The sequence below is a fragment of the Phaeovulum vinaykumarii genome (genome assembly GCF_900156695.1).
Taxonomy (GTDB): Bacteria; Pseudomonadota; Alphaproteobacteria; order Rhodobacterales; family Rhodobacteraceae; genus Bieblia_A; species Bieblia_A vinaykumarii.
Genome location: NZ_FTOM01000001.1, coordinates 200,299 through 222,168 on the forward strand (window position 1 = coordinate 200,299; position 21,870 = coordinate 222,168).

Here is a 21,870-nt window from a genome sequence, read left to right on the forward strand (position 1 = left end):
CCCCAGCCTCCCCGGACCAGGCCGCGCCAAGGAGCCCCGACATGCCCATCCGCAACCGTTTCGCCGAGCTTGCCCCCGAGATCACCGCCTGGCGGCACGATTTCCACCGCCACCCCGAGCTGATGTATGAGCTGCCGCGCACCGCAGGACGCGTGGCCGAACTGCTGCGGGGTTTCGGCTGCGATGAAGTGGTCGAGGGGATCGGGCGGTCGGGCGTCGTGGGCGTGATCCACGGGCGCAAGACCGCCTCGGGGCGCGTGATCGGGCTGCGCGCGGATATGGATGCGCTGCCCATCACCGAGGCGACCGGGGCGCCCCATGCCTCGGAAACGCCCGGAAGGATGCATGCCTGCGGCCATGACGGGCATACCGCGATGCTGCTGGGGGCGGCGAAATACCTGTGCGAGACGCGCCATTTCGACGGCACGGCGGTGGTGATCTTCCAGCCCGCCGAGGAGGGCGGCGGCGGCGGCCGGGCGATGTGTGCCGACGGGCTGATGACGCGGTTCGGCATCGACGAGGTCTATGGGCTGCACAACATGCCCGGCATTCCGGTGGGCCATTTCGGCATTCGGGAAGGCGCGATGATGGCGGCGGCGGATCAGTTCGACATCACCCTGACCGGCAAGGGCGGGCATGCCGCCAAGCCGCACGAGGCCATCGACACCACGCTGGTGGCCGCCCAGATCGTGGTCGCGCTGCAATCCATCGCCGCGCGCAATGTCGATCCGCTGAAGCAGGTGGTGGTTTCGGTCTGCACTTTCCGCACCGAGACCGAGGCCCATAACGTCATCCCCCAGACCGTGCTTCTGCGCGGGACGGTGCGCACGATGGACCGCAAGGTGCAGGATTTCGTCGAGGCGCGCGTGATCGCCCTGGTCGAGGGGCTGGCGGCCAGTTTCGGCGCCCATGCCCGGATCGAGTATTGCCGCGGCTATCCGGTGACGATGAACGCTCCCGAAGGCACGGCCCATGCGGTCGCGGTGGCGCGCGAGGTGGCGGGCGAGAGCGCGGTCGACACCGACACCGCGCCGCTGATGGGGGCCGAGGATTTCAGCTACATGCTGAACGAACGCCCCGGCGCCTATATCTTCCTGGGCAATGGCGACACGGCGATGATCCATCACCCGGCCTATGATTTCAACGATGCCGCCATTCCCTATGGCGCCAGCTGGCTGGCCGGCATGGTCGAGGCGCGCTTGCCACCCGCCTGACAGCCGCGGCTGCGACCGGGACGGGGGGCTCGCCTTGAGCGCCCCATCGAGGGGCGCGCAAGGCGCCTTCCGTGGCCCCCTCGATGGGGGCCTCGGAAGGAGCCCCGCTCGACGGGCTGGACCGGCAGCAGCCGCCTTCAGAGGAAGATCGGCGCGCGCGCGCCCTCGGCAAAGCGCCGCAGCACCGCCGGATAGAGCACATGCTCGCGCGCCAGAACCCGCGCGGCCAGCGCCTCGGGCGTGTCGCCCGGCAGGATCGGCACCCGCGCCTGGCCCAGAAGCGGGCCCGCATCCAGTTCGGCCGTCACCTCATGCACGGTGCAGCCGGCCTCGGCGTCGCCCGCCTCGATCGCGCGGGCATGGGTGTGCAGCCCCGGATAGCGCGGCAGGAGCGAGGGGTGGATGTTCAGCATCCGCCCCTCGAAGCGGCTCACGAACCCAGGCGTCAGCACCCGCATGAACCCCGCCAGGCACAGGATATCGGGTTCAGCCTCGAGGATCGGCTTCAGAAGCTCGGCCTCGAAGGCCGCGCGATCGCGCCCGAAGACCCGGTGATCGACCGCGGCCACCGGCACGCCCAGATCCGCCGCCCGAAAGAGCCCCGCCGCACCGGGATCGTTCGAGGCCACCAGCACCGGCCGTGCCGGGTGATCGCCGGTCATGCTCTCGACCAGGCGGATCATGTTCGACCCCCCCCCCGAGATCAGGATGGCGACGCGTTTCACGAAAGCACGCCCGAATAGCGCACGCCCTGCCCCGCCACTACCTGACCCAGGCGCGCCACGCGCTCGCCCATCTCGGTCAGAAGCGCCGCGGCCGCCTCGGCATCCTCGGGCGCGACCACCAGGATCATGCCGATCCCGGCGTTGAAGGTCTTGAGCAGTTCGGCCTGATCGAGCCCGCCCTCGGCCGCCAGCCAGCCAAAGACCGGCGGCAGCGCCCAGGCGCCCAGATCGACCTCGGCGCCCAGACCCTCGGGCAGGACGCGCGGCAGGTTCTCGGTGATCCCACCGCCGGTGATATGGGCCGCGCCATGCAGCCCGCCACGGCGCATCACCTCAAGCACCGGGCGCACATAGAGCCGCGTCGGCGCCAGCAGCGCGTCGCCCAGAAGGCCGTCGCCGAAGGGCGCGGGATCGTCCCAGGACAGGCCCGTGCGCTCAACGATGCGGCGCACCAGCGAATAGCCGTTCGAATGCACCCCGTCCGAGGCCAGCCCCAGCAGCACGTCGCCCGCGGCCACATTGGCCGGAAGATCCGCGCCGCGCTCCATCGCGCCCACGGCAAAGCCCGCCAGGTCGAAATCGCCGCCGTGATACATGCCCGGCATCTCGGCCGTCTCGCCGCCCACCAGCGCCGCCCCCGAGGCCGCGCAGCCCTGCGCGATCCCCTCGACAATGCGCGCGGCCTGTTCGACCTCAAGCTTGCCGGTGGCGAAATAATCCAGGAAGAACAGCGGCTCGGCGCCCTGGCAGACCAGATCGTTGACGCACATCGCCACCAGGTCGATGCCGATCGTATCCACCCGCCCGGTGTCGATGGCGATGCGCAGCTTGGTGCCCACGCCATCGGTGGCCGCAACCAGGATCGGGTCGGCATAACCCGCCGCCTTGAGGTCGAACAGAGCGCCAAAGCCCCCCAGCCCCGCCATCGTGCCCGGCCGCGCCGTCGCTTTCGCCGCGGGCTTGATCCGCTCGACCAGCGCATTGCCCGCGTCGATGTCGACGCCCGCTTGCGAATAGGTCAGGCCGGGTTTGCGCTCGCTCATGGCTGTCTCCTCGGGGTGTGCGGCAGGGGGTGTGGCGGGGCGGGATTCGTCGCGCGAAGCCCTAGCGCAAAGGCGTCGGCTTGAAAAGCGCCGAGGGGGCCGCGACAGCGCCCACGCTTGCATGGGGCGCGGGCGGGCGGCAGTCTGGCCTTCGGATCGGTGCGGGGGCAGGATGTCCGGTTGGTGGGATTGGATTGCGCAATTTGGCCGCGATCATGGCGGCGCGATCACCGTCCTGGGGCTGGCGGTCGCCGTCCTCGCGATGCTTTTCGCCGGTCTTGCCCTGCGCCCCCGGCGCGGCCTGAGCGAGGCCGAGCGTCTGTGTGACCACCGCGACTGGCCCGCCCGTCTGGCCGCCCTGAGCCCCAACCGGGCCGATGTCTGGTTCGCCGGCATCGCCCGCGCCCGAGGCTTCGCCGACCGGGTTTACGGCGAAAAGCTGATCTCATGGCGGGCCTTCGACCGCGCACTTCTGTTCGCCTTCCTCTACCCGATTACGGCGCTATTGCTGGGCTGGGGGCTGTTCGACGCCGGGCGTCTGGATGGATCCGAATTTCTACCCGAGGGTCTGGCTTGGTGACAAAGGTGGCTGGGGGTTGGGGCAATTGTCTTCAGTTTCGTTGCGCATCGAATGTCGGTGAAATGGGAGGAACGCCAAGTGCCTGCAAAGAGTTTTGCAGGCAGACTGCGCTTTATCGGATGCTGTCCCTGGGCGTGGTGCAGGTTGTGGCTGAGGTGGTCACCGGCGATGTTCCGGTAGGGTCTGGTTGCTGACACCAACCTGGACCGGAGATTCCACCGACATGATGAACCTGCGCGACCTCGTGGAGAAGCCCCCTGATGCGGACCTTCTGCGCGAGATGATTGGCTTTGCCGCCGAACGCTTGATGGAGCTGGAGGTCGGCGCCGTGACGGGCGCTGCTTATGGCGAGAAGGACCCAGCACGGCTCGCACAACGCAACGGTTATCGCGACCGGGACTGGGAGACGCGGGCCGGGACGGTTGAGCCGCGCATCCCAAGCTGCGGAAAGGCAGCTATTTCCCGGGCTTCCTTGAGCCTCGCCGGATGGCTGGGAAGGCGCTGACCGCGGTGATCCAGGAAGCCTATGTTCAAGGCATCTCGACGCGATCCGTCGACGACCTGGTGAAGGCCATGGGCATGACGGGGATCAGCAAGAGCCAGGTTTCGCGCCTGTGCGAGGAGATCGACGGCAAGGTGAAGGCCTTTGTGAACCGCCCGATCGACGGGGATTGGCTCTATCTCTGGATCGACGCCACCTACCTCAAGGTCCGGCGTGGCGGGCGGATCGTTTCCGTCGCCGTCATCATCGCCATCGGGGTGAACAGCCTGCCATCGAGGCGCCATCGGTCCGAGCCCGATGGCAGGCGGCCGTCGTGAGGTTCTGGTTTTGGAAACAGGCACTTCCGAGGCCGAGCCGATCTGGACCGAGTTTCTTCGCAAGCTCACGCGGCGCGGCCTGCGGGGGGGGGTGAAGCTGGTGATCTCGGACGCGCACGAGGGAAACAAGGCCGCCGTCTCCAAGGTTTTGACTGCGACCTGGCAGCGCTGCCGCGTCCACTTCCAGCGTAACGCCCTCGCCCATGCCGGCAAGAGCGGACGCAGGGCCGTCTCGGCCTTCATCGCCACCGCCTTCGCCCAAGGACACCGCCGAGGCCGCGAGCCCCCAGTGGCGCGCCGTCGCTGACCAGATCCGGCCCAAGGTGCCGAAGCTCGCCACGCTGATGGATGAGGCCGAGCATGACGTTCTGGCCTACATGTCCTTCCCGAAGGAACATCGGGCCAAGCTGCATTCCACAACCCCCTTCGAACGGCTGAACGGCGAGATCAAGCGCCGGACCAACGTCCAAACGACGACGCCATCGTCCGGCTCGTCGGCGCGCTGCTCCTCGAACAGAACGATGAATGGGCCGTCCAGCGCGCTCGCGACATGACGCTGGAAACCATCGCGCCGATGGGAGAAGATGCCGTCATCAGTTTGCCCGCCGCGGCATCCTGATCAAGCAGGCCCGCGCCGAACATCACGGTGACGATCAGTGCCAGCTACACCACTCCATGGGGCAGCATCGGTCATGTGATCCTCCGCAAATGCAAAAGCCCCGCACGGGCGGGGCTCGGGTAGGGTAAGGGTGGGGCGCTGCGCCCGGCCGGTTTGACCCGTGCGGGCGCAGCGGCTAGGCCTGAGGCGGTCCCGAGGGCGCGGGGCCGCAGCGGAAGGGACCGACCGATGGACAATCTGGCGCAAGGCGGCTGCCTTTGCGGGGCGGTGCGCTTCCGCATCTCGGGTCGGTTCGAGGGCTTCTTCCTGTGCCATTGTTCGCGCTGCCGAAAGGACAGCGGCTCGGCGCATTCGGCCAATCTCTTTGCCTCGGGCGCGCAGATCCTCTGGCTGTCGGGCCAGGACCGGGTGAAGACCTTCCGCCTTCCCGGCACCCGTCATGTGAAGTGCTTCTGCACCGAATGCGGCTCGGCGCTGCCCTTCGCGCAGGCCGAGGACGGGTTGGTCGTGGTGCCGGCGGGCGCGCTCGAGGGGGCGCTCGGCTTCCGCCCGAGCGCCCATATCTGCCACGCCAGCCGCGCCGATTGGGACGAGGATCTCGGGGCGCTCGAGCAGATCGCCGGGCTGCCCGGCTGACGCGCGGGGATCAGCGCCCGGAAAGGGCGCGGATCAGGCGGTCGAGGAGGGCCTCGGCCCGCGATCACGCCGTTGGTGGTGCCCCGGTCGAGGGCCAGCCCGGCGCCCACGCCCTCGCCGATGATGGCCATGCCGACGGCGATGGGGATCTCCCACCAGAGTTCGCGGCCAAAGAACGGGCGCCGGCCGCTGCGGACCTCGACCAGCCCCTTTGCGTTGTCGGGCATGCGCCCTCCTTTCCGGGCTCAGAGCCCCCAGCCAGCCGACGCTGGGCGTCTGCGGGAAGATGCGCCAGGGGGCGAGCGGGCCGAGATCGGCCCCCCGTCCCAGAGCGCGTTGACGTGAAGGCCGGGGGGCGGCAGCGCGACCTCGACCCATTGCAGCGCGGCGACAGGCCAGCGCGGCGCCTCGCCGTCGTTCAGCGCGGCCAGCATCGTGGCGCGGGCGGGAAAGCACAGATGGACGGGCGTCATGCGGTCTTGGGCTTCTGCGCCCCTTGGCGGTGGCGACCGTGCGCGCGCTGCGGTCAAGGCATATCGAGGCCGACCTCGACAAGCTGCCCCCGGTGGCCGCCAACAAGCGCCTCAAGGCGTGGCGTCGCGTGCTCGGAGGCGCCAAGCGGCGCGGCGAGATCGAGACCGCCCCCTCGCGAGAGGTGAAGCGGGTGGTGATCCGGACCCAGGGCTTCCAGCCCTGGTCGGCCGACGAAATCGCATCTGACCGCCATCGCCGTGGCCGGTGGATCAGCGCATGCGATCATGGCGTGGGGCGGTCACCAGACGCTGGCCGAGGGCGAACGTTACACCCGCGCGGCGGATCGAAAGCGGCTGGTCATGGGGGGTGGAACAGGTCGGGAACGTTGCGTCACCCCCTGCCGGGGATACAGAAACGACAAAAAACTGAGTGTGTTCAGGGCGAATTTGGGGATGTGGTAGGCCCGGAGGGACTCGAACCCCCAACCAAGGCGTTATGAGCGCCCTGCTCTGACCATTGAGCTACAGGCCCCAGAGTGACAAATGTCTAGGCGGGAACGGTGGGTGGGTCAAGCGGGCGCCCGCGGGGCGGACAGGGCCTCGACCGGCGCCAGCGAGCCGTTGCAAAGCGTCTTGGTTGCGGGGGCGGCGATCAGCGTGGCGAAGCCGACCAGAGCCGCCGTCAAGCGCCGCTACAAACGCCGCAACCGCATCAAGATCATGTTCGGCAGACTGAAGGATTGGAGACACGTGCCCACCCGATACGACAGATGCCCAAAGCTCTTCCTCTCGGCAATCGCACTCGCCGCAACTGTCATCTATTGGCTATGAGGCCTGAGCCTCAGCTTTCTCGAATGTCGCGTCGCTGCAGCTGCTCGACTTTAACGGCGATGCTGCGCTCGAGTACCACGGTCACACCTACGCGATCTTTGAAGGTGTTGGCGTGAGCGCCATCGACTCCTCCGATTCGATCTTTTTTTGATAGAATTACTGGCGGAAAGATACTCATCTGCCCACCAGCGCATCGTTTTGAGATCCATTTCTCGATCAAGCTCGTCGAAGAGGCACGGAAATACGCCTTTGACCAGGTGTATTTCGACGCATCCTCGAAGCATGGCCCAGCGGAACAGACTATCCGTTCCGATAGGCTCGGCGCCGCGTTTTGGAATGGGGCCGGTAGTGGGTTGGACTTTTATTAAAAACCTAAAAGCGGCCGTTCATGCGCCTCGCAGAATCGGTGACTCGGGGCTCGAAACGGCCATGCGGCGGCGCGGCGAGCCGCTCCTGAGGGCCAGGCCGCCGCGTCGACCTGTTCGGCCCTCTCCGGACATTCGCCAAGCTGGCTCCGCTGCATCGCAGCTTCCCCAAACCGGCCATCCGTGGCATCGTGCAGCAAGGTCTGGCACGCCAAGGTCGGCAGTGCGGGACGAAGCTGCCGTTCGCTGCAGCTACTTCGTTAGAGCTACGACTGCGCGGGATAGGTGAGAACGAGCCGCTAATCGGCCATTCGCATTGCATCGTTTCGTGGTTTGAAATAGCTTTGTCTGCGATCTCCGCGAGATATTTAGAATTCAACCCCCATTCATCTTTCGTAGCTTGGCATCCCGATGGAAAACTCAATTGCTTTCGTCAATGAAACAGCCCGACAGATGGGGCTTCTCTTCAAATTTGTTCGCCAGATGAACGAACTCGATTTTGCCGGATCGCTCAGTGGAGAGTTTCGAGGCGCACAGGATGCCGGATGGTCCACCACGATTACCGCAGACCAAGTGTACGAGGAGTTGAGAGGGAGGTTGGCTGCGGGCCCGATAGAATCTTTCGCCGACATGAGAATAATTCTACTTCTCTACAGCCAACTTTCAGAAGCGGGTGGCGTGTATGAAAGCCTAAAGAACATGATGGGCATAGTCGAAAGTGCTCCTTACAATCTTTGGCCCTTTCGAGACTTAGTGCGAGTGAAGCAAAATCCCAAGCGCGTCATTGGGCCAAACGCAAATGCCACTTTCCGCGCTTTGGCAACCCATGCTCGGAAGATCGGCATGATAGGACTGTCGTCAGCACTAGAGAACGTCTTCCGTGACGATGTACGCAATGGGATGTACCACTCCGACTATATCCTATGGAATGATGGACTACGCCTGCGCCGTCGGAACGGTGGCCACGTGACGCGCATAGAATACACGGAAGTGCTTGATCTGGTTGGCATCGGTCTGGCGTTCTTCGAAACTCTTCAAATGCTTAGAAAGTCTGCTATGCAGTCATTTGATCCACCGCGAGAGATCATCGGACGCTTTAGCGCAAACCCTCCAATGCCCCATACGGTCGCTTACAACACCGAGACGGGGTCGTTTTCCATTAGCTGCTCTTCTCCCGGAGCAGTAACCTCGCCAGAGTATCTGGTGCAGGAGGCTATCAATAAATATCTTGGTGGACGCGTCATGGTAGTATTCAGAGTGGGTGGCGGCGCCGAGACCCCAAACATTGATTTTCTTGAACACGGCTTTGAGCCTTCTGAAATCGACCTTGAGCAAGGCCAGTTGGTCGAGCTGTTAAAGGATATTGACGCGCGTGGCTTGTGGGATGGACGAGAATCTGAGAGCAAGAGCGAAGGCTTGTTAACCCTTAGCCCTTGGGGCTTTCGCCACCTTGAAAATTCAGGCGCCCTTAAAACTCTAGTTGGTGAGCCAGAGCTCATTATGGAATTTGTGCCCCCTGCGAAAACAAAGAAGTGAAGACGAGATTCGGTTGGGGCTGGAAGCAGGCCTTCAACGCAGGCGACTGAAAGGCAGCTAAGAGCTGGCCTTTCTCGAGAGATTTCGCTGTGGTTGCGCGATGCTGCAACCGCTCACACTGTAACAACGGGCTCGAAGCGGCCATGCGGTAACATAGCAGGCCTTCCTCGATGCCCTCGCGGCCGTATCGACGTGCTCGGCCCATTGGAGGCGGTCGGGCGGCGTCGCCGGGTTGTTCAAACCTGCCATTCTGGCGCGATCCAGCATGTTCACTGGTCCCACAAGTCGCATTTGACCAGTTATGCGTCCGTTGCTTTGAACTTTACGAATGCTCCCACTTTTCCTGCAGCGTCTAGAGTCTCATGCAATTCCTTGTAGCGATCGTAATATGAAGACGGATCATCCCATACTGTAGGCATTCTGGTATCGACGGTCCGCAGGGACAGGAGCGTGTCGTTGAGAACTCGATGAACGGCACCTGGTAGTATAGCGTTCAGATGGTTGTCTTGACGAAAGAAGCGCCGCCTTCCAGCTGCAGTCAGAATTCTGCCGCCTTCATGGTCTGGAAGTAGCAAGAATCTGGACTGCACCTTAGAGTTTATTGCGTGCTCGTAGATCCTAGAGAAATGATCAATAGTTCCGTTGTGTACAGTCTCATCACGAAGAGCAGTCAAAAGTCTCAACTCATCCGTCAAATCACAAAGTGCGGTATCTTTCGCGAGCTTTATCTTTCGCCAACCTCCAAAAGTCACGCTGTACGTATTAAGTCGGCCAGTTATTTTTTTACAGTGCATTTCCGATATTTCTGCGATATACTTGCTGAGGAAGTCAAGAAAGCTTAAGATTTTTTCTATGCAGAAGCTAAATTTCTCCCAAATCCTAAAACATGTTGGCGAGGATAGATTTCTGTAATGTTCACCGCCGCAAGACTGAATATCTAGCGGAATGCTATCGTCTAAGTTATCTCGTGACAGCAATTCGTAGGCATCCCCCAAGCCAATCACAACATGATTGAGCATGTTTTGGGCCGCACGATTGTATCCCCTAACTGAATAGTAGAGAATTAACTTCTGGGCATCATTTGAGGCGGATCTGAAGAAATCGTTGAATTCATCTCGACTTGCACGCGCTTCCGGGTCTAGCCCGGCATGCATAAGATCAAAGTTGAAGGAGGCCAAGCTGTCCCAGAAAATTGAGGGATCAGAAAATAAGCCCTGTAAAACCTTCAGGTTAATATCCTCAAGAGTGGACATTAACTCATCAACGGGCAAGCTCGGGTTTACTAAATGCCATATCCCGCCATGCGCCTTCTCGAAATGCCCCGCAGATGGGCGTTCGGATGTTTTTCTACCGTAAAAATCTATGTACATCTTCTTTTAGGCCAATTTCCGTGGGCAAGTAGTGCTTTCTCTATCACACTATCTCCACATTCATCGGCTGAGAAGTTTTTTCGAAAGAAACCGGACCGAGATCTGGCGGAGAGGCTGGTGCCTGCAACACTTCCATTATTGCGGTCGGAGCGAACGGCCGCTCACTGCCCTTCACGACGGATCCGACTGCGATCTCGCGGCGATTCGCCCGAACGGCCGCGCTGATAAGTTGCTGCGGCAGCCATGCCGCACTGCCGCTAGTCAGCTTTCCGCCCAGATCGTCAGCGCCCCCGGCAAATGCGCTCGCAGGGGACACCGTCCTTGTCCCGATCCAAGTCGCCCGCCCCAGCTGCAGTTGGCAAGCAGCCAGCGGGCTTCCGCGCAGCTCCCGATCCGCGAGCACGTCTTCCTGGAGCTGCCGGAATAGGAAGACGCCACACGAAGAGGCAAGAGCGACTCACGCGCCCCGCCGTCGTCCGCAGCTGCGGGCGCGCTGGTCATGCCAGAACGGCGACCAGAGCGGCTCTCGCCCGGATCACCTTCGCCCCCTGCGCCAATCCCAGGGCATTATGAACTCGCTCGCCCAGATGCCACGCCGCGCCGCTTGAGCGCGTTCCTCGGCGCGGACATAGTCGTTGCCGTAGCGGTGAGAGGCGACCGCCCAGCCGGCCTCAACCATCCAGGCGCCGAGATCCCCGCCGCGCAAGAAGCAACGCGCGATCGAGCGGCCGAAACGATCCAGCCCGCTCACCTCGCGGGACACAGGGGCGCGGCCGATCTTGTCCGCGAGCGCGACCGCTGGGGCGCGAACGCAGACCCATCCTGCCCGAAGCGCGCCCCCCCTATCTTGGCGGCAAGACCCGCCTTATCGTCGGCCGGCTCGTCTGAGCTCCAGCCCCCCGGCTCCGCCGCAAGGGGGCCATGCCCCCAGGAAAAGGCAAAGGCCCGGGTCGCCTCGACACTGCCGAGGCGAAAGGCCTTGCTCAGGCAGCGCGCGCGCCGCTGACCGCTGCGGCGACCTGAAACTGTGCCACCATCTCCTGCAGCCCCTTCGCCTGATCGTTGAGCGCCATGCAGGCCGCCGCGGTTTCCTCGAAGCCGGCGGCATTGGTCTGCTGGGCGCGGTCGAGTTGAAGCATCGCGGTGTTGATCTCGGCAATCCCCGTCGCCTGCTCATCGGCCGAGGCCGCAATGTCGCGCACATGCGAGGAAATCTGGTCGATCGAGCCCACAATCGCCACCAGGGCCTCGCCAGCCCGCCCCACCAGCGTCACGCCTGTGCTGACCTGGGCACCGGAATCAGAGATCAGCGCATTGATCTCGCGCGCGGCTTCCGAGGCGCGCTGAGCGAGCGCGCGGACTTCAGAGGCGACAACGGCAAAGCCGCGCCCGGCCTCGCCCGCTCGCGCCGCCTCAACACCCGCATTCAGCGCGAGCAGGTTGGTCTGGAAGGCAATATCGTCGATCACATTGATGATGCGAGAAATATCCTCCGAAGACTCCTGGATCGCCGCCATCGCCGCCACGGTCTCCTCGACCACCTGGCGTGAGGCCTGCGCTTCCGCAGTGGCATCACGCATCGCCCCGTTGACGCTGCGGGCATTCTCCGCCGCCGCCTGCACCGAAGCGGTAAGTTCGTTGAGCGCTGCCGCCGTCTCCTCAAGCGTCGCCGCCGAGGATTCAGTCTGCCCCGAAAGGCTCGAGGTGGCGCCGGAAATCTCATCCACGCCCGAAACGATGATCTCGGTGGCGGCCCCGATCGCCCCGATCAGCTCCGAAAGGCGTTCCACGGTCTCGTTGAAATCATGGCGCAACTGATCATAGCCCTCGGGGAACTGTCCGCCAATCGTCACATCGAGCCGGCCCGAAGCAAGCCCGCGGAGACCCGCAGCGAGGTTTTCGACCACCGCCGTCTGCTCGGCGGCCCGCGCCGCGCGCACGGCCTCTTCCCGGGCGCGGCGCGCCTCATCTTCGGCGCGCGCGCGCGCCTCGCGTTCCTCATCCTCGGCCTGACGCGCCGCACGTTCGGCCCGCAACGCCTCTTCCTCTGCGGCCCTGCGTTGGCGCTCGGTCTCTGCCTCCGCCTGCAAGCGCCGCTGCTCCGCCTCAAGTGCGCGCCGTTCGATCAGCCGCTGGCGCAGCGTTTCCACCGCGCGCGCCATCGCGCCAATCTCGTCGGAACGCTTCACCCCCTGCACCATCTGATCGTAATCGCCCGTAGCAAGCCCGTCGACGGTGGCGAGCATCCCCGCCAGAGGGCGACGCACCATCAGCATGGAAGCAACGAAAATCGCGGCCAGCGCCATCAGCAGAATCAAAAGCCCGCCCAGCGCGGTGTTGATCACCTCATGCAGAACCGGGGTCGAGAACACCGTTCCCGGCACCTCATAAATCACCGCCCAGGTGACATTGGTGCCCCGAGCGCGGAACGGATAGACGATCCGCCGCGCCCCGCCCTCGAGCCCCTCGATCACGCGCAACTTGCCATCGGCGAGCGCCGCCATCACCTCCTGGGTTCCCGCCCCCTCGTAAGGCCGTGTCAGAAGCGCCGGGTCAGGGTTTGCCACCCATTTGCCGCCGCCATCGACAAGCAGCATCCGGCTGCCCTCGACAGGTTGAAGCGCGCCGAGCATATCGGTCATCGCCTTGAGCGTGATATCGACGCCGACAAGCGCCACCACCTGATCCTTGACCCGCACCGGCACGGAAACCGAGGTGATCATGTAGCCTTCGTTCGCCTGATAGGGCTCGGTGAGCAGGCTCTGGCCGCTTTCGATCGGTCCCTTGAACCACATCTGCGTCGGGTCGATGTCGAAGGTCTGGAAATCGAGCCCGCCGGTATCGGATTTGGTCCAGTAGGGGGTGAACACCCCCGCCGCATTGCGACCGCTCGTGCCGCTCAGGTAGCGGTCGGTCGCGCCATCGGGCAGCCCCGACATCCAGGCCGAAAAGAGCGTATCGTAATGCCCGGGCACCGCTTCCAGCATGGCAATCAGCCGGTCGGTATCGGCCGGGCCTTCCTGTATCATGCCCTCGATCATGCCTGAAAGGGCAAGCCCGGCAGCACCCGCTTCGGTGAGCTGCTGCGAGACCTCGTTGGCGGCGCTGCGCGCCTGCGAGCTGGCAAGCTCGATCACCTGTGTATTGACGCGCTCGGAAGTGCGAAACCCATTATAGGCGGTTGAGCTGAGCACGATCACGGCAATCACGGCCCCTGTGGCAATCACCAGCTTGCCTGACACAGTCTTGAAGGGATTGAGCACGGTCGACCTCGAGGAAGTAAATCTTTGGTGCGACCTTACAGAGAGAACGGAAACATCCCGTAAATGCCGCCCCGCCAACGACCGCGGACACAGGCCCGCCCCCGGAGCGCCGCTTGTCGAGGTTCGGCTTCCCGCAACGCTGTCCCCGACAGCAACGATGGGCAAGCGCGCCTTCGACGCGGTCTGCGCCAGCTGCCATGGTCAGAACGCATCCGGACGCGACGGCATCGCGGCGCATATCCGCGAGATCCAGCGCGCCAACGGTATCGATTGACGTGATCGCGGCCCATTGGCGGCGGGCGCTGTCCAGGCGCCCGTCGCCCTGCCGGTGTTCCGCCTTACGCGCGGCCGGGATCGGTCAGGATCTCGTAGCCGCGGCCGGTCATGCAGCGGTCGACCACGCGGCGGGGCCCATAGGTGACCAGGTCGTGGTCATAATCGCCCGGGGTCGTGGCCCCGATCGCGGCGCCCGCCGCAGCACCTTGGGCGATGAACATCCCCTGATCCCCGGAATTCGTGCCCGCCGCCGCCCCGATCAGCGCACCGAGCAGAAGGCCCGCCACAAGCTGCTGGCCCATCTCCTTCTCCTGGCGGGCCTTGTATTCGGCCTCGACCTGGGTCGCGATGGCCCGGCATTGCGCGAGGTCGGCCTCATATCGAGCCGGGCGCACCTTCGCCGTGTCGACGACGGGGCGATATTCCGCAAGCGTGTGGACGGGTTCACAGGCGCACAGCGCAAGAAAGGCCGCGAGGGCGGCCGGAAGGGACGCAATCCGTTTCATTGAAATGTCTCCGGTTTCCAATGCGGCGATCCTAGCGGGTCGGCGAGGGGATTCGGAAGGCGGTCATTCTGTCGCGCCGTGTCACGGGGGCCTGGCACCTCAAGGAATGACTTGTTCGAAGACCATGATCGGGCGGTGTTGCCGGGATCGGGTTGCTCCGGCGCGGCCCGTAACCAACTTTTTACCCGCTGGCACGATGGTGCTTCTCAAGCTCTCCCTATCTTGACAGTATGTTACTTGGACGCCAGGAGAACGCGGATGAAAAATGCGGCGAAAGAGTCTTTCCGTCGTGGTTTCGCGGCGGGCTTCTCGGCGCCTTATCAGTTGATGTATGGCCGCCGCACAAAGATCGTGACCCATTCTCGTGACCTCGTGTCGCTGGCATGGGAAGGGGTTGGGCGCGCCGTGAGTGGCGCCATGGATCCCGAAGGAGAACGCGTTGGGAAAGCCTCCGGGTCGCCCTCACGCGCCAGGCGCGGAGACTGACGATCGCCAGACCACTTCCGTGGTTCGTATCGAGAACGAGATCGAACGCGTCCTCGAAGGAAAGCTGGCGAAACGTGAGATACCAGAGGTCAAGCGCCGCCTCACCCAGCTTGTGGTGAGTGAGCAGTTCTCGGGACCGATGCCACACCCGAAATACCTCAGGGAATATGACGACATCCTGCCTGGGGCCACCGAGCGCATCCTGGCGATGGCGGAACGCAACTTGGAACATAATATCGATATGGACCAGCAGGTTGTTCGCGCAGAAGTCGCAGACCGCACCTTGGGCATGTATCTCGGGGCGAGCCTCTTCGGGCTTCTGATCGTCGGCGCGTTTGCGGCATTGTTTGTCACGAAGACCCCCGTGATACCCGGCTTGTTCCTTGGCACGGCGGCAATCGGAGGTGTGGTCGCCTTCATCAAGGGCCGAAACGGCAAATAGACACTCTCCACTCAGGGATTGAGCTCCACCCGCCCATGTCGAGCCCTTCGCCGGCATGAGCGGGATGGGTCATGCACGCCCGCCCTCGCCCACCCATCCCGCGGCGCCGGGGGCGGTTCACAACGGCCCCGCCTTCCCCCATATAGGCGCAAGGACAACACCTGGCCCCACGGGAAGGACATAGCGTGCAACGGATCGACTTGCCCGAACGCGCGGATTGGCGCGCCAAGGCCGAAGCGCAGGGCTTCACTTTCGCTGACATGCATGGCGAACCCTATTGGGAGGAAAGCTCGGCCTATGCCTTCACCCTGCGCCAGATCGAGGATGACATCGAAGACCCCTCGACCGAATTGCATGGCATGTGCCTCGAGGCGGTCGAGCATGTGCTGAGCAGCGAGGAGCTGCTCGACCGGCTGGCCATCCCGCCCGCGCACCGCGACCATATCGCCGAAAGCTGGCGGCAGGGCGCGCCTTCGCTCTATGGCCGGTTCGACCTGGCCTATGACGGCACCGGGCCGGCCAAGCTTCTGGAATACAACGCCGACACGCCGACCTCGCTCTATGAGACCGCGGCCTTTCAGTGGCAATGGCTCGAGGATCAGATCGCCGCGGGCGTGCTGCGCGAGAGCGACGATCAGTTCAACAGCCTGCACGAGGCGTTGGTGGCGCGCTTTGCCGAGATGTTTGCCCCCAAGACCGATCTGCATTTCACCGCGCTCTCGGGCCTGCCCGAGGATTACGCCACCGTCGAGGCGCTGGGCTGGGCCGCGCGCGAGGCCGGGATGGGCGCGCATTACACCGACCTCGAGAAGATCGCGCTGAGCGAAGACGGCCAGTTCCTGGACGATCAGGACCGGGTGATCGGGGTGCTGTTCAAGCTCTACCCCTGGGAAGACCTGCTGCGCGACGATTTCGCGGCCCATCTGGCCGGTGCGCATTGCCAGATGATCGAACCGCCGTGGAAGGCGATCCTGTCGAACAAGGGCATCCTGCCGGTGCTGTGGAAGCTGTTCGAGGGCCATCCCAACCTGCTTCCGGCCTTCTTTGCCGAAGACGTGGCCCCGGCTCTGGCGGGCACCGGCCCGGCCGCGCGGGCCGAGATCGCGCGCTTTGAACGCGCGGCCGAAGCGCTGGCGAAGGGTAATGTGACAAAACCCATCTTCTCGCGCGAGGGGGCGTCGGTCACGATCCACGCCGCGGGCGACGCCCCCGAAAGCGCCGCCGACACAAGCTATGACGCCCACCCCCTGATCGTGCAGGCCTATCAGCCACTGCCGGTGATGGGCGGCTTTCGCCCGGTGCTGGGCGCCTGGATCGTGGGCGCGCACTGTGTGGCCCTTGGCATCCGCGAGGACCGCGCCCGCATCACCCAGGATCTGTCGCGCTTCAAGCCCCATTTCATCCGCGACTGAGCGCCCCCTCCCCTACGCCCGGAGATTATCGCCATGCCGAAACGTTCCACCTCCGTCAGCCTGTTCCTGGTCGGGGCCGCCGCCTTTGCGCTGGCCGGTTGCCGCGAGGACAGCGTCGATGCCCAGGCCTTCCCCGACCTGCAAAGCTGTCTGGATGCCGCCGGCGCCGGAAGCCTGTTCTCGACCGAGGATTGCCGCCAGGGCTTTGCCGCGGCCGAAACGCTGAACGCCGAGACCGCACCGCGCTATGACAGCCAGGAAGTCTGCGAGGCCCAATATGGCGAAGGCAATTGCGTGACCGAGGCGCAGGCGACCGGCGGCGGGTCGGGCGGGATCTTCATGCCGCTGCTGGCGGGCTTCCTTCTGGGCAACATGCTGGGCGGCGGGCGCGGGATCGGGGCGCAGCCGCTCCACCGCACCGCCGACGGGCGCTTCACCAACCCCGCAGGCACCGCGACCTATGCCAACAACACCGGCAAGGGCAAGCTGGCCTCGGGCGCCTTTGCCAAGGGGCCGACGACGCTGGGCAAGCCGCCGATGACCAAGGCCAGCGCGATGTCGCGCGGCGGCTTCGGCGCAAGCGCGACCAGCGGCGCGCGCAGCATGGGCGGCTGAGCCGCCGCCGCGGGCCCCTTGCGACGCGTTGGGGGGGCTGACGGCCGCGCGGGGCTGGGCTGCACGGGGCTGGACTGCGCGGGACGGCACGGGGGCTGGCCGCCGAACGCGGCCCCCGCCTGATCGCTCCCCGTCTGAATCGCGCCCAGCCTGCATCTCGTCCCGCCAGCATCACGCCCTACCAGCAGCGCGCCCCGGCATCTTTCGTTGCCTTGGCGCGCGGCCGCCCGCAGCCGGGCACGCATATGCAAAACGCCCCGATCCGCGCGGACCGGGGCGTTCCTGTCGTTCATGCGGGGACGCGAAGCCTCAGGCTTCGTCCGCGCCTTCGTCCTTGCCGGCCGAACCGATATCGTCGAACAGCTCGGCGATCTCGAATTCCGCGGCGGCCTCGGCCTCGGCGGCCAGATCCTGGATCGACTTGCCCGACGCCTGAAGCTCGGCTTCCTCGGTCGAGCGCGCCACGTTCAGCGTGACCGTCACGGTCACTTCCGGGTGCAGCACGACGGCGACGTCATGCAGACCCAGTTCCTTGATCGGACGTTCGATGAAGATCTGGCGGCGTTCGACGGTGAAGCCGGCCTCGGTCGCCACATCGGCCACGTCGCGCGCGGTCACCGAGCCATAGAGCGCGCCGGCGTCGGACGCCGAGCGGATGACCACGAATTGCTGACCTTCGAGCTTTTCGCCCATGGCCTCGGCTTCCTTGCGGGTCTCGAGGTTCTGGGCTTCAAGCTGGGCCTTGCGGGCCTCGAAGCTCTTGATATTGGCTTCCGAGGCGCGCAGCGCCTTGCCTTGCGGCAGCAGGAAGTTGCGGGCGTAACCGTCCTTGACGTTCACGACCTCGCCCATCTGGCCAAGCTTGGCCACGCGTTCGAGAAGAATGACCTGCATACGACCTCTCCTTATTTCACGGCGTAGGGCAGCAGGGCGAGGAAGCGGGCGCGTTTGATGGCACGGGCCAGTTCACGCTGCTTTTTCGCCGAGACGGCGGTGATGCGGGCGGGGACGATCTTGCCACGCTCGGAGATGTAGCGTTGCAGCAGACGGACGTCCTTGTAGTCGATCTTCGGCGCGTTATCGCCCGAGAACGGGCAGACCTTGCGGCGGCGGAAAAACGGTTTGCTAGCCATGTTTGCGGTTCCTTTCCAAGATCAGCGGCGGTCGCGGCGCGGCTCGCGCTCGTCACGCTTCTGCATCTGGACCGAGGGGCCCTCGTCGTGGGCATCGACCTTGACGGTCATGATGCGCATCACGTCGTCATGCAGACGGGCCAGACGCTCCATTTCCTGGACAGCGGCCGAGGGGGCATCCGTGCGCAGGAAGGCGTAATGCCCCTTGCGGTTCTTGTTGATCTTGTAGGCCATGGTCTTCACGCCCCAGTATTCACGGTCGACGACCTTGCCGCCGTTATCCGCGAGAACCGTGGTGAAATGTTCGATGAGGCCTTCGGCCTGCGCGTTGGACAGATCCTGACGCGCGATGAGAACATGCTCGTAAAGCGGCATGTCGGCTCCTTCGTTCTCGGGCGCACTTCAACGGCGGGCGATCCCTTCCGCAACCCGCCACGAGAGGTTGCGCCGGTTTCGTGGATACGGAAGGTCGCGCCCGTCTAGAGGATCGCGCGGCCCTGCGCAAGGAAAATGACGGGAACGGGGGCGGCGGTGCAGATTTCGCGGCAGGGCGGCCGCGGCGGTGGGTCCACCGCGAAGGTTCCGGGCGCTGCGGCAGGGCGCTGCGGCAGGGCGGGGGGGGGCTGCGTCTTTTGCCCCCATCGAGGGGGCGCAAGACGCCGGGGGCGCGGAGGCTCGATGCCTCCGCGACCCCGTCCCCCGGCCCGAAGCGGCACCCCCGCCCCCACCCGCAGCCCCGCCCCCCCCGGCACCCCGGCGCGGACTGCGGCCCTTCTCGCGGTTGCCCCGCGCGCGGGCATTGGCTAGAGCAAGGCCGGCCCGCGAATGGCCGATCGCCAAGGAGGACATCTGATGACGTGCGCTTTCGTTTTCCCCGGCCAGGGGGCCCAGACCATTGGCATGGGCCGCGCGCTGGCCGAGGCCTATCCTGCCGCCCGCGCCGTGTTCGAGACCGTGGACGAGGCGCTGGGCGAAAAGCTCTCGACGCTGATCTGGGAAGGCGAGGCCGCCGATCTGACGCTGACCGCCAATGCCCAGCCCGCGCTGATGGCCACCTCGATGGCCGCGATGGAAGCGCTGGCCGCGGAAGGGATCAGCATTGACCGGGCCGCCTTCGTCGCGGGCCATTCGCTGGGCGAATATTCGGCGCTCTGCGCGGCCGGCGCGCTCAGCCTGGCCGATACCGCGCGCCTGCTGCGCCTGCGCGGTCAGGCGATGCAATCGGCGGTGCCGGTGGGCGTGGGCGCGATGGCCGCCCTCCTTGGCCTCGACTTCGAGACCGCCGCCGCCGTGGCCGCCGAAGCCGCCCAGGGCGAGGTCTGCCAGGCCGCCAATGACAACGACCCCGCCCAGGTCGTGGTCTCGGGCCACAAGGCCGCCGTCGAACGCGCCGTCGAGATCGCCAAGGGCAAGGGCGCCAAACGCGCGGTGATGCTGCCGGTCTCCGCGCCGTTCCATTGCGCGCTGATGCAGCCCGCCGCCGAAGCCATGGCCGCGGCCCTGGCCGAGGTGACGATCACCGCGCCCAAGGTGCCGCTGGTTGCCAACGTGCGCGCCGAGGCCGTGACCGATCCCGAGATGATCCGCGCGCTTCTGGTCGAACAGGTGACGGGCTCGGTGCGCTGGCGTGGCTCGGTGCAATGGATGGCCACGGCCGGGGTCACCGAATTCTGGGAGATCGGCGCCGGCAAGGCGCTGTCGGGCATGATCAAGCGCATCACCCGCGAGGCCACGACCCGCACCATCGGCACCCCCGAGGACGTGACCGCCGCCAAGGGGTGAGCCCCGCGGAAACATGAAAACACCCGCCCCCGCAGATCCGCGTCGGGGGCGGGTGTCCAGTTGGCCATGATAGGCCTGATCGCCCTGTCCCGTCAGATGCCCGGTCTCGTCACGCCGCGCCCAGTGACGCGCCACGAGGCCCTGCCCCGTCCGCGACGCACGCTTCGGGCGCCGAAGCGGCGCTCAGCCCAGCTTCTTCATGTAGGTCCAGGTCGGCACGCGGGCATTGCGCGCCACCGACCAGCTTTCGGCATCGCCCAGATAATCGAAGCCGCAATTGGTCAGCACACGGGCTGAGCCGGGGTTGTCCTGGAACACCTCGGCCATCAGCATCCGCGAGCGGTGCGGATTGGCCGCCACCAGCGCCGACACCGCCTCGGAGGCAAAGCCCGTATTCCAGAAGCCGCGCGCCACCCAGAAGCCCACCTCGGATTCATCCGCCGACAGACGGGCCAGCGAAATCACCCCCAGAACCTCGGCCAGCCCCTGCGCCGAACCGTCCAGCACCCAGACATCCTCGGTCCGGGCCTCGGACATCGCACGGGCCACATAGGCCTCGGTCGCCCCAGGCGGCAGCGGATGCGGGATCGCCCGCGTGCCCTCGGCCAGCTCACGGTCCGACGTATACATCGCCATGAGACCGGCATCCGACTTGCGCACCGGGCGCAGCACGAAACGCTCGGCCCGGATCGTCGGTTGCGACACGATCATTTCTTGATACATCGCGGTCTCCTCCTCTCGAGTCGGGTGCGTCTGTCCCGCTAACACCCGATTTGGGCGGTGAGATGACAGCCCGGCGCGTCCCGCCCGACGCGCGGCCCCCAACGGGAACCGGCCTGCCCGGCCAGATCCCCTCTTCTGGCGACCCCTCTGCCCTCCTCCGGCATCGGATGCCGCCACGGACATCCCGAAACGCGAAGGGGGGACCGGCCGCCGGCCGATCCCCCAATGCGTTGTTCCGGGTGTCGGCTGGCTTACTCGGCCGCCTCCGCCACGGGAAGAACCGAGATATAGGTGCGGCCCTTGAGGCCCTTGCGGAAGGTTACGCAACCTTCGGCCACCGCGAAGATGGTGTGGTCACGGCCCATGCCGACGCCTTCGCCCGGCCACCATTGGGTGCCGCGCTGGCGCACGATGATGTTGCCCGGAATGGCCGCCTGGCCACCGAACAGCTTCACACCCAGACGACGGCCCGCGGAATCGCGGCCGTTGCGCGAGGAACCGCCTGCTTTCTTGTGTGCCATGGGGGATTACTCCTCGGCTTGGGCCGCTTGCGCGGCGGTCTTCGATTGGGCGCCGACCGCAGCCTTGACGCCGGTGGCTTCACCGCCCGAGGCCAGCACCTCGGTCACGCGCAGCAGCGTCAGGGTCTGACGATGGCCACGGGTGCGCTGCGAGCTGTGCTTGCGGCGGCGCTTGTGGAAGGTGATGACCTTGTCGGCCTTGATCTGGTCGATCACTTCGGCCTGCACGGCCGCGCCCGCCACGAGGGGGGCGCCCAGAACCGGGGCGTCACCGCCGACCATCAGAATCTCGTTGAACTGGACGGTTTCGCCAGCTTCGGCCGCAAGCTTCTCGACACGCAGGACATCGCCCGCCTGCACCTTGTATTGCTTGCCGCCCGTCTTGAGGACCGCGAACATGGGTCTTTCCTTCGTTTCTCCGCGCCCTGTGGCCACCCTTGCGGGTCGTTCCGGGGGCCGATGCCCCACCTCGGACTGCGCGCCCCGCAGGGGGCGTCGTT

General features: G+C 65.3%; 23 protein-coding genes, 1 tRNA gene and 3 pseudogenes. 12 read left to right on the forward strand and 15 right to left on the reverse strand.

All coding sequences use genetic code 11. The annotated features are described in order from the left end of the window. Positions 1–41: 41 nt before the first annotated feature. The gene (locus tag BW949_RS00965) at positions 42–1,214 is read left to right on the forward strand and encodes a M20 aminoacylase family protein (protein ID WP_076363061.1); all 1,173 of its coding nucleotides are present in this window, start codon (positions 42–44) and stop codon (positions 1,212–1,214) included. A 137-nt stretch (positions 1,215–1,351) separates the two neighbouring features. Here BW949_RS00965 and purN read toward each other — a convergent pair whose 3' ends face one another. Both purN and purM read right to left on the reverse strand, forming a co-directional pair. Further along, entirely contained in the window at positions 1,352–1,939 is a 588-nt protein-coding gene (purN, locus tag BW949_RS00970) for a phosphoribosylglycinamide formyltransferase (RefSeq protein ID WP_076363062.1), read from the reverse strand. Next, positions 1,936–2,982 carry a phosphoribosylformylglycinamidine cyclo-ligase gene (gene purM, locus BW949_RS00975; RefSeq protein ID WP_076363063.1) on the reverse strand — a complete coding sequence of 349 codons (1,047 nt, stop codon included), beginning with the start codon at positions 2,980–2,982 and terminating at the stop codon, positions 1,936–1,938. Before purM ends, purN begins: the two co-directional genes overlap by 4 nt. A gap of 172 nt (positions 2,983–3,154) precedes the next feature. Between purM and BW949_RS00980 the strand changes: the two genes are divergently transcribed. From BW949_RS00980 to BW949_RS00990, 3 genes and pseudogenes are all read left to right on the forward strand, one after another. Beyond that, positions 3,155–3,562: a hypothetical protein gene (locus BW949_RS00980; protein ID WP_076363064.1), complete on the forward strand. Its 408-nt coding sequence runs from the start codon at positions 3,155–3,157 to the stop codon at positions 3,560–3,562. Between the two features lie 223 nt (positions 3,563–3,785). Beyond that, positions 3,786–5,000, forward strand: a pseudogene (locus tag BW949_RS00985) (IS256 family transposase). Positions 5,001–5,228: 228 nt separating this feature from the next. Further along, entirely contained in the window at positions 5,229–5,636 is a 408-nt protein-coding gene (locus tag BW949_RS00990; RefSeq protein ID WP_076363065.1) for a GFA family protein, read from the forward strand. A gap of 245 nt (positions 5,637–5,881) precedes the next feature. Here the strand turns inward: BW949_RS00990 and BW949_RS00995 are convergent, their stop codons facing one another. Together BW949_RS00995 and BW949_RS01005 are read right to left on the reverse strand one after the other, a co-directional pair. Beyond that, on the reverse strand, positions 5,882–6,109 hold the full coding sequence (locus tag BW949_RS00995) for a hypothetical protein (protein WP_076363066.1): 228 nt from the start codon (positions 6,107–6,109) through the stop codon (positions 5,882–5,884). A gap of 456 nt (positions 6,110–6,565) precedes the next feature. Further along, positions 6,566–6,641 (reverse strand) — tRNA-Ile (locus BW949_RS01005). A gap of 152 nt (positions 6,642–6,793) precedes the next feature. On the opposite strand from BW949_RS01005, the pseudogene BW949_RS01010 reads away from it, so the two are divergent. Next, positions 6,794–6,940: pseudogene (locus BW949_RS01010) on the forward strand (transposase); the annotation flags it as partial. 10 nt (positions 6,941–6,950) lie between these two features. Here BW949_RS01010 and BW949_RS16630 read toward each other — a convergent pair. Continuing rightward, positions 6,951–7,160, reverse strand: a complete 210-nt coding sequence (locus tag BW949_RS16630) for a hypothetical protein (RefSeq protein ID WP_143524383.1) — start codon at positions 7,158–7,160, stop codon at positions 6,951–6,953. Positions 7,161–7,716: 556 nt separating this feature from the next. Here BW949_RS16630 and BW949_RS16635 point away from each other — a divergent pair. Then, positions 7,717–8,841, forward strand: coding sequence for a hypothetical protein (locus tag BW949_RS16635; protein WP_143524384.1), 1,125 nt, complete (start codon positions 7,717–7,719; stop codon positions 8,839–8,841). 299 nt (positions 8,842–9,140) lie between these two features. Here the strand turns inward: BW949_RS16635 and BW949_RS16640 are convergent, their stop codons facing one another. The 3 genes from BW949_RS16640 to BW949_RS01020 all read right to left on the reverse strand — a co-directional run bounded on the left by BW949_RS16640 (position 9,141) and on the right by BW949_RS01020 (position 13,474). Next, positions 9,141–10,211 carry a hypothetical protein gene (locus BW949_RS16640; protein ID WP_143524385.1) on the reverse strand — a complete coding sequence of 357 codons (1,071 nt, stop codon included), beginning with the start codon at positions 10,209–10,211 and terminating at the stop codon, positions 9,141–9,143. Between the two features lie 535 nt (positions 10,212–10,746). Further along, entirely contained in the window at positions 10,747–10,989 is a 243-nt protein-coding gene (locus tag BW949_RS17695) for a thermonuclease family protein (RefSeq protein WP_083947511.1), read from the reverse strand. Between the two features lie 205 nt (positions 10,990–11,194). Beyond that, positions 11,195–13,474, reverse strand: a complete 2,280-nt coding sequence (locus BW949_RS01020) for a methyl-accepting chemotaxis protein (protein ID WP_076363069.1) — start codon at positions 13,472–13,474, stop codon at positions 11,195–11,197. A gap of 157 nt (positions 13,475–13,631) precedes the next feature. Between BW949_RS01020 and BW949_RS17095 the strand changes: the two genes are divergently transcribed. After that, positions 13,632–13,748 carry a c-type cytochrome gene (locus BW949_RS17095; protein WP_179747520.1) on the forward strand — a complete coding sequence of 39 codons (117 nt, stop codon included), beginning with the start codon at positions 13,632–13,634 and terminating at the stop codon, positions 13,746–13,748. 64 nt (positions 13,749–13,812) lie between these two features. Here BW949_RS17095 and BW949_RS01030 read toward each other — a convergent pair whose 3' ends face one another. Next, the gene (locus tag BW949_RS01030; protein WP_076363070.1) at positions 13,813–14,256 is read right to left on the reverse strand and encodes a glycine zipper family protein; all 444 of its coding nucleotides are present in this window, start codon (positions 14,254–14,256) and stop codon (positions 13,813–13,815) included. Positions 14,257–14,514: 258 nt separating this feature from the next. Between BW949_RS01030 and BW949_RS16645 the strand changes: the two genes are divergently transcribed. The 4 genes from BW949_RS16645 (at position 14,515) to BW949_RS01045 (ending at position 17,211) form a co-directional block, all read left to right on the forward strand. Then, the gene (locus BW949_RS16645; protein WP_143524386.1) at positions 14,515–14,742 is read left to right on the forward strand and encodes a hypothetical protein; all 228 of its coding nucleotides are present in this window, start codon (positions 14,515–14,517) and stop codon (positions 14,740–14,742) included. A 19-nt stretch (positions 14,743–14,761) separates the two neighbouring features. Beyond that, positions 14,762–15,184, forward strand: coding sequence for a DUF2335 domain-containing protein (locus tag BW949_RS01035; RefSeq protein WP_076363071.1), 423 nt, complete (start codon positions 14,762–14,764; stop codon positions 15,182–15,184). Positions 15,185–15,369: 185 nt separating this feature from the next. Further along, positions 15,370–16,596, forward strand: coding sequence for a glutathionylspermidine synthase family protein (locus tag BW949_RS01040; RefSeq protein ID WP_076363072.1), 1,227 nt, complete (start codon positions 15,370–15,372; stop codon positions 16,594–16,596). A 33-nt stretch (positions 16,597–16,629) separates the two neighbouring features. Then, entirely contained in the window at positions 16,630–17,211 is a 582-nt protein-coding gene (locus BW949_RS01045; RefSeq protein ID WP_076363073.1) for a DUF1190 domain-containing protein, read from the forward strand. A 309-nt stretch (positions 17,212–17,520) separates the two neighbouring features. Here BW949_RS01045 and rplI read toward each other — a convergent pair whose 3' ends face one another. From rplI to rpsF, 3 genes are read right to left on the reverse strand one after another with little or no spacing between them, the layout of a single operon-like run. Continuing rightward, complete coding sequence (rplI, locus tag BW949_RS01050; RefSeq protein WP_076363074.1) at positions 17,521–18,105, reverse strand: 50S ribosomal protein L9; 585 nt, start codon at positions 18,103–18,105, stop codon at positions 17,521–17,523. A gap of 11 nt (positions 18,106–18,116) precedes the next feature. Beyond that, positions 18,117–18,344, reverse strand: a complete 228-nt coding sequence (rpsR, locus tag BW949_RS01055; RefSeq protein ID WP_076363075.1) for a 30S ribosomal protein S18 — start codon at positions 18,342–18,344, stop codon at positions 18,117–18,119. Positions 18,345–18,365: 21 nt separating this feature from the next. Further along, entirely contained in the window at positions 18,366–18,719 is a 354-nt protein-coding gene (gene rpsF / locus BW949_RS01060) for a 30S ribosomal protein S6 (protein WP_076363076.1), read from the reverse strand. A 477-nt stretch (positions 18,720–19,196) separates the two neighbouring features. Here rpsF and fabD point away from each other — a divergent pair, with 477 nt between their 5' ends. Beyond that, positions 19,197–20,126, forward strand: coding sequence for an ACP S-malonyltransferase (gene fabD, locus BW949_RS01065; protein WP_076363077.1), 930 nt, complete (start codon positions 19,197–19,199; stop codon positions 20,124–20,126). A 183-nt stretch (positions 20,127–20,309) separates the two neighbouring features. Here fabD and BW949_RS01070 read toward each other — a convergent pair whose 3' ends face one another. From BW949_RS01070 to rplU, 3 genes and pseudogenes are all read right to left on the reverse strand, one after another. Then, complete coding sequence (locus BW949_RS01070; RefSeq protein WP_076363078.1) at positions 20,310–20,849, reverse strand: GNAT family N-acetyltransferase; 540 nt, start codon at positions 20,847–20,849, stop codon at positions 20,310–20,312. 251 nt (positions 20,850–21,100) lie between these two features. After that, positions 21,101–21,370 carry a 50S ribosomal protein L27 gene (rpmA, locus tag BW949_RS01075; RefSeq protein ID WP_076363079.1) on the reverse strand — a complete coding sequence of 90 codons (270 nt, stop codon included), beginning with the start codon at positions 21,368–21,370 and terminating at the stop codon, positions 21,101–21,103. Positions 21,371–21,385: 15 nt separating this feature from the next. Further along, positions 21,386–21,769: pseudogene (rplU, locus tag BW949_RS01080) on the reverse strand (50S ribosomal protein L21); the annotation flags it as partial. Positions 21,770–21,870 lie beyond the last annotated feature (101 nt).

Excerpts from the sequence above, each read along its gene's own strand:
- BW949_RS00965 (WP_076363061.1), top strand. The coding sequence starts at position 42 with ATGCCCATCCGCAACCGTTTCGCCGAGCTTGCCCCCGAGATCACCGCC.
- purM (WP_076363063.1), bottom strand. The coding sequence starts at position 2,982 with ATGAGCGAGCGCAAACCCGGCCTGACCTATTCGCAAGCGGGCGTCGAC.
- BW949_RS00980 (WP_076363064.1), top strand. The coding sequence starts at position 3,155 with ATGTCCGGTTGGTGGGATTGGATTGCGCAATTTGGCCGCGATCATGGC.
- BW949_RS00990 (WP_076363065.1), top strand. The coding sequence starts at position 5,229 with ATGGACAATCTGGCGCAAGGCGGCTGCCTTTGCGGGGCGGTGCGCTTC.
- BW949_RS00995 (WP_076363066.1), bottom strand. The coding sequence starts at position 6,109 with ATGACGCCCGTCCATCTGTGCTTTCCCGCCCGCGCCACGATGCTGGCC.
- BW949_RS16635 (WP_143524384.1), top strand. The coding sequence starts at position 7,717 with ATGGAAAACTCAATTGCTTTCGTCAATGAAACAGCCCGACAGATGGGG.
- BW949_RS16640 (WP_143524385.1), bottom strand. The coding sequence starts at position 10,211 with ATGTACATAGATTTTTACGGTAGAAAAACATCCGAACGCCCATCTGCG.
- BW949_RS17095 (WP_179747520.1), top strand. The coding sequence starts at position 13,632 with ATGGGCAAGCGCGCCTTCGACGCGGTCTGCGCCAGCTGCCATGGTCAG.
- BW949_RS01030 (WP_076363070.1), bottom strand. The coding sequence starts at position 14,256 with ATGAAACGGATTGCGTCCCTTCCGGCCGCCCTCGCGGCCTTTCTTGCG.
- BW949_RS16645 (WP_143524386.1), top strand. The coding sequence starts at position 14,515 with ATGAAAAATGCGGCGAAAGAGTCTTTCCGTCGTGGTTTCGCGGCGGGC.
- BW949_RS01045 (WP_076363073.1), top strand. The coding sequence starts at position 16,630 with ATGCCGAAACGTTCCACCTCCGTCAGCCTGTTCCTGGTCGGGGCCGCC.
- rplI (WP_076363074.1), bottom strand. The coding sequence starts at position 18,105 with ATGCAGGTCATTCTTCTCGAACGCGTGGCCAAGCTTGGCCAGATGGGC.
- rpsR (WP_076363075.1), bottom strand. The coding sequence starts at position 18,344 with ATGGCTAGCAAACCGTTTTTCCGCCGCCGCAAGGTCTGCCCGTTCTCG.
- rpsF (WP_076363076.1), bottom strand. The coding sequence starts at position 18,719 with ATGCCGCTTTACGAGCATGTTCTCATCGCGCGTCAGGATCTGTCCAAC.
- fabD (WP_076363077.1), top strand. The coding sequence starts at position 19,197 with ATGACGTGCGCTTTCGTTTTCCCCGGCCAGGGGGCCCAGACCATTGGC.
- BW949_RS01070 (WP_076363078.1), bottom strand. The coding sequence starts at position 20,849 with ATGTATCAAGAAATGATCGTGTCGCAACCGACGATCCGGGCCGAGCGT.
- rpmA (WP_076363079.1), bottom strand. The coding sequence starts at position 21,370 with ATGGCACACAAGAAAGCAGGCGGTTCCTCGCGCAACGGCCGCGATTCC.